This is a genomic window from Neorhizobium huautlense (genome assembly GCF_002968575.1).
Classification (GTDB): domain Bacteria; phylum Pseudomonadota; class Alphaproteobacteria; order Rhizobiales; family Rhizobiaceae; genus Neorhizobium; species Neorhizobium huautlense.
In genome coordinates this window covers 135,236-146,931 of sequence record NZ_PVBM01000013.1, presented here as the reverse complement: position 1 = coordinate 146,931, position 11,696 = coordinate 135,236, and the positions used below count along the sequence as shown (strand labels likewise).

Sequence of the window (11,696 nt, the reverse complement as noted above, 5' to 3'; positions counted from 1 at the left end):
AAACCCAGGCGCCAGGCCGGGAGAACTACGGGCCTGACGACCTCAACTGCTCCAACCGCCCGGTGCGGACCCGCATGCCGGGTGGTGTGGGAGGGGCGGAGCCAATAGGCTCCCCCCTATCCCGATTCCTGCATGAGCGGGGCCAACCGCTCCGACCATTCCTCAAGGTTGTATTTTTGGAACTTGGCTCCCCCTTTGAAGTTCGTTATCTACTTCGGCGGGAAAAATCGGCGGCGCCACTAAAATCGAATGCTGCCCGTCGCTATATAGACCGGGAATGCCGCAACCCTGCGGCCATGAGGAGAAAATGATGTTATCCAAGCTTCGGCGTTTCCAGAAACTGTTCGCGATCCTTGCGGTCGGCATGGCGGTTTCGCTGACCGCCGTCGATATGGCCGAGGCGCGCCGCGCTGGCGGTGGCGGGTTCGGCAGCCGCGGGACGCGCACCTATTCGGCGCCGGCGACCACCAACACGGCCCCCACGGCGCCGACCGGGATCAACCGCTCGATGACGCCAAATACGCAGCAGAACGCGACAACGCCGCAGAGCGGGTTTGGCCAGCAGGCGGCGCAGCAGCCGCGTCGCGGGCTGTTTGGTGGCTTGGCCGGCGGCCTGCTCGGCGGTCTCGCGCTTGGCGGCCTCCTGGGCATGATGATGGGCACGGGCTTCGGCGGCATGGCCGGCTTCTTCGGCATGTTGTTGCAGATCGCGTTGATTGCCGGTCTCGCCATGCTGGCTTTCCGTTTCTTCGGTCGCCGCCAGCAGCAGCCGGCAGGCCCTGCCGGCGGTTACGGCCAGCAGCGCAATGCCTATGAGCCGCCGCGGCAAAGCCAGTCGGGGTTCCAGATCCCGAAGATAGGTTCGCTGGGCGGTGGCGCCGCGACGGGCGAATACGCCGCCGCGCCGCGTCAGGCAGGCCCTGAGACCGACGAGATCGGCATCACCAATCGCGACCTCGACCAGTTCGAGAAGCTGCTGACGCAGGTGCAGTCCGCCTACGCCGCCGAGGATTATGCCAAGCTACGCAACCTGACGACCCCGGAAGCGATGTCCTATCTGGCGGAAGAGCTCGGCGAGAACGCCACCAACGGGCTCAAGAACGAGGTCAAGGACGTGAAACTGCTGCAGGGCGATCTTGCCGAAGCCTGGCGCGAGAACGGCCAGGACTACGCAACCGTCGCGATGCGCTATTCCAGCGTCGATTTCATGCGGGACCGCAATACCGGCGCCGTCGCCGAGGGAGATCCCGACAAGGTGACCGAGACAGTCGAGGTCTGGACCTTCGTGCGCAAGCCGGCCAACGACTGGAAGCTTTCGGCGATCCAGGCTGCCGCCTAACGTTCCAGCAGCGCGAGCGTTTTTTCGTCGCGCTGGCCATGATAGAACTGGACGAGGGCTCGCTCGAAAGGCGAGCCCTTTTTGCTGACCATATCGAACAGCGTCATCGAACTTCTGAACTTCGTGTCGTCAGGAGAACCGAGGATGGCATGGGCGGAGAGGTGCTTGTGGAGCAGCATCGCTTCGGTGCATTCGATCAGCCGCACGCCCAACAGCGGATGATCGAGGTAGGCGGCGGCCTCTGCCTTCGAACCGATCGCGAAACGCTGCGACATGATCGAGAAGCCAAGCCCGGCAACCTGGGGAAATATGTACCACATCCAATGGGAGCGCTTCTGGCCGCGCCGCAGTTCATCCAGGACCTGAGCATAGACCGGCGCCTGCGCATCGACGAAGCGCATGAGATCGAATTGCATGCATTATTCTCCGCCCTGTTCGTGGTTTATCCACCCCGCGCCCATGAAGAGCCTCAAACGTGATATTTTTGGGGCCGGCCTTTCCTGTGTTGCATCGCACACTAGGTGAGGGCACATGGAACGCTTCATTCAGGAATTCCGCAACGACACGGCATGGCTGCCGAACGGGGTCGTCAGCATCGGCGTGCTCGCCGTCGCCTTCCTGGTCGGCCTCGCCATCCAGCGCTTCGGCTTCCGCTTCCTGACGCGCCTGGTCGAGAGCAAGGATCTTTTCTGGAGGTCGCTGGTCGCCCGTACGCGGCGGCCGATGCGGCTTGCAATCCTCACCTGGACCTTGTCTTTCGGTGCCGCGATCGCCCCCTTGACCGAGGATCAATCCACGTTCCTCCGGCATGTCCTGCTGCTCTGCTTCATCATCGTCGTCGGATGGATGGCGAAGATCGTCCTGCATGTCTGGATGATCGTATATCTTCGCCGCTTCAAGCTCGATGCAGAAGACAACCTGCTGGCCCGTGCGCATGTCACCCAGTCGCGGATCGCCGAGCGCATCGCCGGTTCGATGATCGTGGCAATCACCATTGCGGCCATGCTGATGACGTTTCCGACCGTTCAGCAATACGGGGTCAGCCTGCTCGCATCGGCAGGCGTTGCCGGTATCGTGCTCGGTCTTGCGCTGCAGCCGGTGCTGAAGAACATTCTCGCCGGCATCCAGCTCGCCATCACCCAGCCGATCCGGATAGACGACGCCTTGATCGTCGAGGGCGAGTGGGGGAATGTCGAGGAGATCACGTCGACCTATGTGGTCATCAAGCTCTGGGACTGGCGGCGGATGATCCTGCCGCTCAGCTATTTCATCGAACGGCCTTTCCAGAACTGGACGCGCGAAGGGGCAGCCCTGATCGGCACCGTGATGATCTATCTCGACTATGCGGTTCCCGTTTCGGCCATTCGCCGCAAGGCGGAGGAGATCGCGGCAGCGTCACAGCTATGGGACAGGCGGGTTGTGGCGGTGCAGATCACGGATTTCAGGGAAAACGTCATGGAGATCCGGGTTCTCATTTCTGCTTCCAATGCACCGAAGACTTTTGATCTCCGCTGCGAGATGCGGGAAAAAATGATCGAATTCATCCAGAAGGAATATCCGGCAAGCCTGCCGCGTGTCCGGGCGGAGACCTTTGGCAATTCAAACGGCGCGATTGCTGCCGAAGCGATGCGGCAGCCTTCACTGCAGTCGTGAGTTGTCTAAAAAATAATACTCTAGGTCGCTAGATTCTTTAAATCTTTTAGTTAATTCGAAATGAAGCATGTGCCAGTAATTTGATTCATTACAGATGGCTCGCGAAGAGAGCCCCGAAATTGAGACGCAGCCATGGAACAGGTCGAGAATTTAATGCCGCTCATTCTCTTCTTTTGTGTGGTCTATGGCTTCTTCCGCTGGGTCGTTCATGACATGAACCGTTCCTCGGACTGACACGGCGCAGCGCACTCTCTGCTCCTGGCGGCGAGATAAAGTGTGTTGCATTGCTGCACTGCGTTAACCTTTATTTTAGCATTATCTTGCGTAGTCCGTGTGGTGTGCGATGCTCTCCCCAGGTTGGGAGACCAGGCACATGACCGAAAAACATCCCACGCAAGATGAACCCTATGATCCGCTGACCATCAATCGCTTCAAAATCGAGGCGGCGATGTTGGACCTGATCGATCAGTTGCAGCGGCAAGGGCTTGATAAGCTGGAGATCGCGCTGGCGCTTGCCGATGCCGCGGAAGACTATGTCATGCGTCTCGCCAGCACGACCCCCGACGAACCGGAAGACGATATCCGGCCGCACGGATACCAGTAGGAAGAACCTTCCGATCTCCACAGATCGACCGGGGGACAAGTCCCGAGATCATTGGTCCGTTTCCGTTGATGGCCATACTCCTTGCGCTGGCACGCAATCCTTTCTATATCCCCCAAGAATTGCCTGACGCGCGGCCGATCCCGCACCGGGCCGGATATTCCGCCCTTTGACTTCGGCATCGGCGGTTTGAGAGACCGAGAGAGTTACCCGTGAATACGCTGGATTTCGACAAAAGGCCGGAAGACACACGCGTTGTCGTTGCCATGTCGGGGGGAGTTGATTCCTCCGTCGTCGCAGGTCTGCTCAAACGTCAGGGCTATGATGTGCTCGGCATCACGCTGCAGCTCTACGATCACGGCGCGGCGGTGCACCGGGCAGGTTCCTGCTGCGCCGGCCAAGACATTGACGACGCGCGCCGCGTTTCCGAAACGCTCGGCATTCCACATTACGTGCTCGACTACGAAAAGCGGTTCCGGGAAACGGTGATCAATCCGTTTGCGGAAGCCTATGCCATGGGCGAGACGCCGATCCCCTGCGTCGCCTGCAACCAGACGGTCAAATTTGCCGATCTCCTGGCGACGGCGAAGGAACTGGGTGCCGATGCGCTGGCGACCGGCCATTACATCCGCTCGCGACCCAACCCGACCCCCGACAACCCGACCCGGCGTGCGCTCTTCCGTCCGGTCGACAGCGACCGCGACCAGAGCTGGTTCCTGTTTGCGACCACCCAGGAGCAGATCGACTATCTACGCTTTCCGCTCGGCGGCATGCCGAAGGCGGAGGTGAGGGCGCTTGCCGAAGACATGGGGCTCGTCGTCGCCAAGAAGGCTGACAGCCAGGACATCTGTTTCGTGCCGCAGGGCCGGTATGCCGACATCATCAGCAAGGTGAAGCCGAATGCCGCGCTTGCAGGCGAGATCGTCCATATCGACGGGCGTGTGCTCGGCCGGCACGAAGGTATCGTGCACTACACGATCGGCCAGCGCAAAGGCCTCGGGGTGGCAACCGGCGAACCGCTTTATGTCGTCTATCTCGACGCCCGCTCCCGCCGCGTGATCGTGGGGCCTAGAGAAGCGCTCGACACTCACCGGGTCTACCTGCGCGACGTCAACTGGATCGGTGACGGTTCGCTCGAAGCCGATGCCAGGGATGGTTTTGCCTGCTTCGCCAAGGTGCGCTCGACCCGTCCGCCGGCGCCTGCCGTCGTCCATTGCGACGATCGCGGCGTCTATGTCGACCTCGCCGTCGGGGAGGCGGGCGTGGCGCCCGGCCAAGCTTGTGTGCTCTATTCGGCGGAAGGGCCGGATGCGCGGGTCTATGGCGGCGGCTTCATCGAACGCTCGGAACGTGCCGCCGATGCGGAAGCCTCTCTGAAGGCATTGCTTTCCACGCCTGTCGCGGCCTGATCGGGCAACTTCCGGCGGCGCGGAAAATAGCCGCCGGATTTGCCAAAAGGCTGCTTGACACTTTGGTGACGGGGGTCTTATAAGCCGCACGACCGAAGCGGACTGGGCTCTTCAAGAGCTTTCCGCGGACCCTGTGGCGGGGTAGCTCAGTTGGTGAGAGCGCAGGATTCATAACCCTGAGGTCGGCGGTTCAATTCCGCCCCCCGCTACCACTTCCTATCCCCTGATGATGTCCTCGTATGCCATGGCCGCCTGGAGCAGGCCGTCGTCGTGATTGGCATTGGCCGAGAGCAGGAAGCCCACCGGCATGTCGGCATCGCCGGTCCCGCACGGGATGGAAACGCCGCACCAGTCGAGGAAATTGCCGAGCATCGTGTTGCGCAGTGTTTTTCCGTTTGCAGCAAAGAACGTATCGTCGTCAGCAAGATCGGCGATCTTCGGCGCCACGTGGGCGACCGACGGCATGGCGACGAAGCGGTTGCCGATCAGCGCTTCCGTCTCGGCGATCAGCCGTGCGCGGGTCTCCAGGATGGCGAGATAGTCGGGCAGCGTTATCTTTTCGCCGAGCCTGGTGCGGGCGACAACCCGCTGGTCCATATCGGCGGCTTCCGGTCCCCTCAGTCTTTCCTGATGAAGCCCAAAAGCTTCGGCGGTGACCAGGGCGCCCCGCGTGGACATCAGCCGCAGGATTTCGCCGAAGGCGGGGATGGCTATGCGAGTCACCGTGCAGCCAGCCTTCTCCAGCCGCTGGATCGCCGCTTCGAAGGCCAGGGCCACTCCCGGTTCGGCGCCGTCGAAGACGATATTGGTCGGGACGACGATATCGAGCGGCACGGCCGGCTGTCTTGCGATCTGCGAGGCGGCAAGCCCGCGCATTGCCGCGTCTATCCAGACCGCATCCTGCACCGTGCGGCAGAGAGGACCAAGCGAGTCGAGGCTTTTCGCGAGAGGGTAGACGCCCTGCATGAGATGGCGGCCGCGGGTCGCCTTGTAGCCGACGACGCCGTTCAGGGCTGACGGAATGCGGACCGAGCCGCCGGTGTCGGTGCCCATCGCGACAGGCACGAGCCCTGCGGCGACCGCAACGCCCGCAGCGGAGGAGGAACCACCCGGAATCCGCGGCCCATCCTTGCTGCGCGGATTATGCGGCGTGCCGTAGTGCGGGTTGATGCCGATGCCGGAGAAGGCGAATTCGCTCATGTTGGTGCGGCCGATGGCAACCATTCCGGCCTGCTTGAGAAGATCCACCACGGCGGCGTCATTCTTGGCCGGTTCGGCAGCCTTCAGCACCCTGGAACCGGCCGTGGTCGGCAGGCCCTCGATGTCGAACAGGTCCTTCCACGCGATCGGGATACCGTCAAGGAGGCCAAGCGAACGGCCCTGCTTGAGGCGCTTCGAGGATGCCGAGGCTTCGGCCAAAGCCCGATCCTTGAAAAGTGTGATGAAAACCGCCTTGTCCGGATAGGCTTCGATGCCGGCGAATACCGTTTCGGTCACTTCGACCGGGTCGGCCGCGCCCGTCTGGATAAGCGCGGAGAGTTCGGCGATCGACATGGCTCCAAAAGACTTCGTCACGGCAGCTATTCCCCTCTTTCACTCCTGGCGGTTCACAGGTGTAGCCGATATTTTCCCGATGGACAGGAGATTTGTTGCGTCGCAACGGCGCAAAGGAACTTCAAGCGGCTAAAAGCAGTTCAGCGAGTCCCCGCTCAAACGGGAACAATCAGAGGATCGTCCCATGAAGAACATCGTCGCCATTGCCGGTCTTGCCGTTATGCTGGCCGGCTGCAGCACGGCTACAGGCAGCTTCAATACTGGTGGCGGGCTGGAGCCCATCCCCGGCAGCATCACCTATGGTGGCCAGCCGCGCACCCGATTGAAAAAGGCGCCCGTCGGCAGTCTCGTGCCGCATACGTTCCGCAATTCCTTCGGCCAACGGGTGGATGAGGAATATATCATCCAGCCGGACCGCAGCCTGAAGCTGGTCAGCCGCCGGGTCTATCGGGGGCCGTTCTGGGACGATTGACAGATATCAGTCGGAGATCCTCGCCCAGGCCCGTTCGGTAGCAGGCGCCTCGTCGGTGGTGATCTGATCCGGTTTCAACGCCATCAAAGTCCTGAAGGCGTGGGCTTCGGTTTCGCTGAAGCCTGTTTCGGGGTTCTTGAGGTTGAAGGTCCAGGCATCGACCAGCTTGCCGGCATCGTGGCAGAGGGCGATCAGGTCGAGCCCGTCGCGGGCGGCCTGCAACAGGAGTTCCCAGGCAAGATAGATGGTGTCCGGCTCGGTCGGCCCGGCGAGATCGGAGCGAAGGTCTGTTTCCACAGCCTTGAGGCCCTGATGCCGATAAATCTCGACGAGCTTGTCGGTGGGGTCGATGCCGCGCTTGAGATCCGGCAGCCTTTCCTTCACTGCAAGGATGAGGTCGAGATCGGCGCCGCTGACGATGATCGAGGAACCGGCACCGGCGAAATGGTGGGCGAGATGATCGAGGCCTCGGTCGCCGATTACCGCCAGTTCATCCTTCATGTCGAATTGCAGCAGCGCGTCAGGATGCGCCGCTTCGAGCATGGTTGCCAGATCCTCGCTAAGGATCGGCGGGGTGCCGGCTTTTTTCATCCGCAGACGTCTGATGTCCTGCGCGGAAGCTTGGCGGACGAGGCCGCTGCCGTCCGTCTCGCCCTCCAGTTCCCCGTCGTGCAGCACAACGAAGCCGCCGTCGGCGCGGACCCTGAGGTCGAGTTCGGTCGAGGCGCCCAGGCGGAACCCATCCGCCATCACGCTGGCGGAAAATAGCGGATCGCTCATGCTGCGGCGCAGGCGATGCCATTTGAGACGTGTGAAATGATCGCGATAGGCGATGCCCAGGCCTGAATATTCGGATGTCATACCGGTCCGCAAAGGTGAGAGGCGATTCGGGAAGAGCCCCAGACTATGCTCTTCTGTTTCCCCTGCCACAGATCGATGACAGAATTCTGAACACCTCCTGCAATCTTCCATTCGGATTGAAGCCCGCAACAGGCGGCATGATTGGCGGCAGATTGACGCGCAACGGGGGAACATGTTGCGATGGGGGCGGGTTTGGCGGTAATCCCGCAAGGATATAGCCCGCCCTATGTCACGAAAGGCAGATATCATGGCTTATGAAGCGAACTGGGCGCCTCTTTCCCCGTACACCACCGGGATACGCGGCCGCTGCCCGCGCTGCGGCCAGGGCCATCTCTTTAACGGCTTTCTGACTTTGAAGCCGAGCTGCGAGGTCTGCGGCCTCGATTATTCTTTTGCCGATCCTGCCGATGGTCCTGCATTCTTCGTCATCTGCTTCGCCTGCGTGCCGAGCGTCGCGCTGGCGGTGTGGATCGAGGTGATGTTCCAGCCGCCGTTCTGGGTGCACCTGCTGATCTCGCTGCCCGTGCTGTTGATTACCTGCCTGCTGCCCCTCAGGCCGCTCAAGGGCTGGCTGGTCAATAGCCAGTATTTCTACAAGGCGGAGCAGGGAAAGATCGACAGAGGCCCTGGCGGAACTCAGGCGGGCGACCGGCAAAAGGACGGCAGCTGACCGGCAGTTTGCCGAACGGGCTCCATGTGCCGATCGAATTCAGGAACAATTTTCTCCTGAAGCCATTCGAGAGGTTAGAATTCAAGGAGCCCGCAATGACTGATACCGCCGAAATCGAAATGGAAGTTCACCGACGATCATTGGCCGTCGAGGGAGCGCTGCTCGTCCTGATCGACGGTCTCGCCGCGCGCGGCACGATCTCAGCGGACGAGGCGGAGGAGATGCTGCAGATATTGTCGAAGAGTTCGGATTTCTCCGCCACCCGCGCTTCGAGTTCACTGAGGATCGTCACCCAATTGAAGCGTCTTCGTGGAGGAGATGGTGCGGCGACCCCCGGAGCTTAAGGTGGTGAACTGCAGGAAGGTGCGTTTCGGCGCGCCTTTTTCTTTTTCAGCAAGGTCTTGCTCTAAAGTGGAACATCCCGCTGTGAGGCTAGTTGGAAGATAAAACTTTCCAACGAAAAACACGGAGCTTTCCATGCCCCAGTATCCCACCCCACCTTTTCCCGAGCAGCAGCAGCCGATGCCTGGCTTTACCGGCCGTATGGACCCGGTGCCGGACCACGGCGAACTTTCTTATCGCGGTGCAGGGCGGTTAACGGGGAAAAAGGCGATCATCACCGGCGGCGATAGCGGTATCGGCCGAGCCGTCGCCATTGCTTATGCGCGCGAAGGCGCCGATCTGCTGATCTCGTATCTCGATGAGGACGAGGATGCCAGGGACACCAAACGCCTGGTGGAAGAAGCAGGCCGCAAGGCAGTGCTTATGCCCGGTGACATCAAGACCTCGGCTCATTGCCGCGCCATCATCGACAAGGCCGTCAGCGAACTCGGCGGCATCGACATCCTCGTCAACAATGCGGCGCATCAGGCCACTTTTTCATCGATCGAGGACATTTCGGACGAGGAGTGGGAGCTGACCTTCAAGGTCAATATCCACGCGATGTTCTATCTGACCAAGGCGGCCGTGCCGCATATGAAACCGGGCAGCGCGATTATCAACACCGCGTCGATCAATTCCGACAGCCCGAACCCGTCGCTGCTCGCCTATGCGACCACCAAGGGCGCGATCCAGAATTTCACCGCCGGTCTGGCGCAGCTCCTCGCCGAGAAGGGCATTCGCGCCAATGCCGTTGCGCCCGGTCCGATCTGGACGCCGCTCATTCCGTCGACGATGCCGGAAGACAAGGTGAAAGAATTCGGCAAGCAGGTGCCGATGAAACGACCGGGACAGCCGGCCGAACTTGCCACCACCTATGTAATGCTGGCGGACCCGCTCTCCAGCTACGTCTCCGGCAGCACGATTGCGGTCACCGGCGGCAAGCCGATGATCTGACCGGCTCTCCTCCCCCCCAGAACAACGGCGGCATGTGCGCAGGCCGCCGTTCGGCGTTTCAGGTTCTTCGCCCGATTTCCCTGGCCAGATCATCAAAACAGAAGGATTTGCCTTCTTCATGCGCCTCGTTCGCCAGAAGCAGGAGGCGGATCGGAAAGGCTACTGCCTTCTGATGGGAGCTCGACACGTTGAGCGGCTTGTCGTCGGCCAATACTGCGCGCTCCGTGGCTTGAAGGACATCCTGCAGTTCGGCGTTCGACACGAGCCCCTTGTCGACGAGAAGCCGGTTGACGGCGGCAAGCGCCAGATAGAGGCCTTCAAGCTGAGGGTTGGCAGTGTTCATGTCTCTGTCCTTTGCGTGGAAGACGGCACGAAGGAGGCTGCATTTTCGTCGATCAGCCGTGCTCCGCGCTGGCGGGTCAGGTAGCGCCAGATCCACTGGATGCTGACGAGCAGCCGCTTTTCGAAATTGACCAGCAGATAAACGTGCACCAGCGCCCAAAGAAGCCAGGCGAACCAGCCCTTGAGCGTCCATCTGCCGAAATCGAAGATCGCGGAATTGCGCCCCACGACCGCCGTATTGCCGCGGTTGCGGAAGCGGAACGGTTCGACTGGTTTACCAGCCAGCAAACTGGCGCCTAAAGCCTTGCCGAGATATTCTCCCTCCTGCTTGGCGACCTGGGCGAGTGCGGGCAGCGGTTTGCCGTCTTCAGCAAGTCCGAGGGCCGTGTCGCCGATGGCATAGACATCCGGAAAGCCAGTGACGGAAAGATCGGGCTCGACCGGAATCCGCCCGCCTGCCTTGCCCTCGATGCCAAGCCATCTGCCTGCGGGAGATGCCTTGACGCCGGCTCCCCAGATGACGCAGCCGGTGCGGATACGCATGGAGCCTGCCACCACCTCGTTCTTGCTGATCGCCTCCACCGCTACGCCGGTCATCACCTCGACCCCCATCTTTTCCAGTGCCTGCCGGGCATAGGCCGTGAGATCGTCTGGAAAGGCCGACAGTATCTTGGGGCCGGCCTCGATGAGGATCACCCTCATATGGTCGGGCTCCAGCTTGCGAAAGTCGCGGGTAATCATGAAGTGCCCGAGTTCCGCAATCGCGCCGGCCATCTCGACACCCGTCGGGCCGCCGCCGATGATGACGCTGGTCAGCAGCGCCTTTTTCTCTTCGGGATCGTGGGAAAGTTCTGCTTTCTCGAAAGCAAGCAGCAGGCGCTGGCGGATCAGCCGGGCTTCGTGAATGGTTTTCAGGCCTGGGGCCCAGGCCCGCCAGTCGTCGTGACCGAAATAATTGTATTCCGAACCGGTGGCGATCACGAGCCGATCGTAGGCGACCTCGTTTCCGTCATCGAGCTTCACCGTTTTCGCCGCAGCATCGACGCCGGCCACTTCCGCCAGCATGACCTTGATATTGCGGTAGCGTCCGAGGGTACGGCGGATCGGTTCTGAAATGTCCGCCGGCGACAGGGCGGCCGTGGCGACCTGGTAAAGCAGCGGCTGGAACAGGTTGTGGTTGCGCCGATCGATAACGGTGACATCCACCTCGGTATTGCCGAGCTCACGGGCTGCTGCGAGGCCGCCGAAGCCGGCGCCGACGATGACGACCCTGGGGGGCGGGCGGGAAGAACTCGTGCCGTCCACAATCTCGTTTCGGGAGTTTTTTTCGTCCATTTCCCCACCCGTTGGGCAAAGCTCGCAGCCTCGCACGACGCTCGTTCAACACCCGGAGGAGGCGTTTGTTCCAAGTCCCGTTGCCGGAACCTTTTTACGCCCGCGCCGTTCAAATCCACAACAAG

13 protein-coding genes and 1 tRNA gene are annotated in these 11,696 nt (G+C 61.3%); 9 read left to right on the top strand and 5 right to left on the bottom strand.

Features of this window, described 5'->3' with window-relative positions:
• Positions 1-310 precede the first annotated feature (310 nt).
• Complete coding sequence (locus tag C5L12_RS16130) at positions 311-1,339, top strand: Tim44 domain-containing protein (protein ID WP_105373060.1); 1,029 nt, start codon at positions 311-313, stop codon at positions 1,337-1,339.
• Here the strand turns inward: C5L12_RS16130 and C5L12_RS16125 are convergent.
• Entirely contained in the window at positions 1,336-1,755 is a 420-nt protein-coding gene (locus C5L12_RS16125; protein ID WP_105373059.1) for a DUF1810 domain-containing protein, read from the bottom strand. The two genes, C5L12_RS16130 and C5L12_RS16125, sit on opposite strands and share 4 nt — an antisense overlap.
• A 115-nt stretch (positions 1,756-1,870) precedes the next feature.
• Between C5L12_RS16125 and C5L12_RS16120 the strand changes: the two genes are divergently transcribed.
• From C5L12_RS16120 to C5L12_RS16105, 4 genes are all read left to right on the top strand, one after another.
• Positions 1,871-2,992: a mechanosensitive ion channel family protein gene (locus tag C5L12_RS16120; RefSeq protein ID WP_105373058.1), complete on the top strand. Its 1,122-nt coding sequence runs from the start codon at positions 1,871-1,873 to the stop codon at positions 2,990-2,992.
• Positions 2,993-3,365: 373 nt separating this feature from the next.
• Positions 3,366-3,596, top strand: a complete 231-nt coding sequence (locus tag C5L12_RS16115; RefSeq protein ID WP_105373057.1) for a hypothetical protein — start codon at positions 3,366-3,368, stop codon at positions 3,594-3,596.
• A gap of 209 nt (positions 3,597-3,805) precedes the next feature.
• Positions 3,806-5,002 carry a tRNA 2-thiouridine(34) synthase MnmA gene (gene mnmA, locus C5L12_RS16110; RefSeq protein ID WP_105373056.1) on the top strand — a complete coding sequence of 399 codons (1,197 nt, stop codon included), beginning with the start codon at positions 3,806-3,808 and terminating at the stop codon, positions 5,000-5,002.
• A 135-nt stretch (positions 5,003-5,137) separates the two neighbouring features.
• Positions 5,138-5,214 (top strand) — tRNA-Met (locus C5L12_RS16105).
• Between the two features lie 4 nt (positions 5,215-5,218).
• Here the strand turns inward: C5L12_RS16105 and C5L12_RS16100 are convergent.
• A complete protein-coding gene (locus tag C5L12_RS16100; protein WP_105373055.1) occupies positions 5,219-6,577 on the bottom strand; it encodes an amidase in 1,359 nt (452 codons plus the stop codon).
• Positions 6,578-6,740: 163 nt separating this feature from the next.
• Here C5L12_RS16100 and C5L12_RS16095 point away from each other — a divergent pair, with 163 nt between their 5' ends.
• The gene (locus tag C5L12_RS16095; RefSeq protein WP_105373054.1) at positions 6,741-7,028 is read left to right on the top strand and encodes a hypothetical protein; all 288 of its coding nucleotides are present in this window, start codon (positions 6,741-6,743) and stop codon (positions 7,026-7,028) included.
• A gap of 6 nt (positions 7,029-7,034) precedes the next feature.
• On the opposite strand, the gene C5L12_RS16090 is transcribed toward C5L12_RS16095, so the two are convergent.
• Entirely contained in the window at positions 7,035-7,889 is an 855-nt protein-coding gene (locus C5L12_RS16090; RefSeq protein ID WP_105373053.1) for a glycerophosphodiester phosphodiesterase, read from the bottom strand.
• A 247-nt stretch (positions 7,890-8,136) separates the two neighbouring features.
• Here C5L12_RS16090 and C5L12_RS16085 point away from each other — a divergent pair, with 247 nt between their 5' ends.
• From C5L12_RS16085 to C5L12_RS16075, 3 genes are all read left to right on the top strand, one after another.
• Positions 8,137-8,559, top strand: coding sequence for a DUF983 domain-containing protein (locus tag C5L12_RS16085; protein WP_105373052.1), 423 nt, complete (start codon positions 8,137-8,139; stop codon positions 8,557-8,559).
• A gap of 95 nt (positions 8,560-8,654) precedes the next feature.
• Complete coding sequence (locus C5L12_RS16080; protein ID WP_132409301.1) at positions 8,655-8,903, top strand: hypothetical protein; 249 nt, start codon at positions 8,655-8,657, stop codon at positions 8,901-8,903.
• A gap of 133 nt (positions 8,904-9,036) precedes the next feature.
• Positions 9,037-9,894 (top strand): SDR family oxidoreductase, encoded by an 858-nt coding sequence (locus C5L12_RS16075; protein WP_105373050.1) that lies wholly within the window; start codon positions 9,037-9,039, stop codon positions 9,892-9,894.
• A 58-nt stretch (positions 9,895-9,952) separates the two neighbouring features.
• Here C5L12_RS16075 and C5L12_RS16070 read toward each other — a convergent pair whose 3' ends face one another.
• Positions 9,953-10,237: a hypothetical protein gene (locus tag C5L12_RS16070; RefSeq protein WP_105373049.1), complete on the bottom strand. Its 285-nt coding sequence runs from the start codon at positions 10,235-10,237 to the stop codon at positions 9,953-9,955.
• Positions 10,234-11,571, bottom strand: coding sequence for an NAD(P)/FAD-dependent oxidoreductase (locus tag C5L12_RS16065; RefSeq protein ID WP_105373048.1), 1,338 nt, complete (start codon positions 11,569-11,571; stop codon positions 10,234-10,236). Before C5L12_RS16065 ends, C5L12_RS16070 begins: the two co-directional genes overlap by 4 nt.
• Positions 11,572-11,696: the final 125 nt, after the last annotated feature.

What these genes read in the sequence shown, in the direction of transcription:
- C5L12_RS16120 (WP_105373058.1), top strand. Translation starts at nt 1,871, where the DNA reads ATGGAACGCTTCATTCAGGAATTCCGCAACGACACGGCATGGCTGCCG.
- C5L12_RS16130 (WP_105373060.1), top strand. Translation starts at nt 311, where the DNA reads ATGTTATCCAAGCTTCGGCGTTTCCAGAAACTGTTCGCGATCCTTGCG.
- C5L12_RS16085 (WP_105373052.1), top strand. Translation starts at nt 8,137, where the DNA reads ATGGCTTATGAAGCGAACTGGGCGCCTCTTTCCCCGTACACCACCGGG.
- C5L12_RS16065 (WP_105373048.1), bottom strand. Translation starts at nt 11,571, where the DNA reads ATGGACGAAAAAAACTCCCGAAACGAGATTGTGGACGGCACGAGTTCT.
- C5L12_RS16080 (WP_132409301.1), top strand. Translation starts at nt 8,655, where the DNA reads ATGACTGATACCGCCGAAATCGAAATGGAAGTTCACCGACGATCATTG.
- C5L12_RS16090 (WP_105373053.1), bottom strand. Translation starts at nt 7,889, where the DNA reads ATGACATCCGAATATTCAGGCCTGGGCATCGCCTATCGCGATCATTTC.
- C5L12_RS16075 (WP_105373050.1), top strand. Translation starts at nt 9,037, where the DNA reads ATGCCCCAGTATCCCACCCCACCTTTTCCCGAGCAGCAGCAGCCGATG.
- C5L12_RS16115 (WP_105373057.1), top strand. Translation starts at nt 3,366, where the DNA reads ATGACCGAAAAACATCCCACGCAAGATGAACCCTATGATCCGCTGACC.
- C5L12_RS16095 (WP_105373054.1), top strand. Translation starts at nt 6,741, where the DNA reads ATGAAGAACATCGTCGCCATTGCCGGTCTTGCCGTTATGCTGGCCGGC.
- C5L12_RS16125 (WP_105373059.1), bottom strand. Translation starts at nt 1,755, where the DNA reads ATGCAATTCGATCTCATGCGCTTCGTCGATGCGCAGGCGCCGGTCTAT.
- C5L12_RS16070 (WP_105373049.1), bottom strand. Translation starts at nt 10,237, where the DNA reads ATGAACACTGCCAACCCTCAGCTTGAAGGCCTCTATCTGGCGCTTGCC.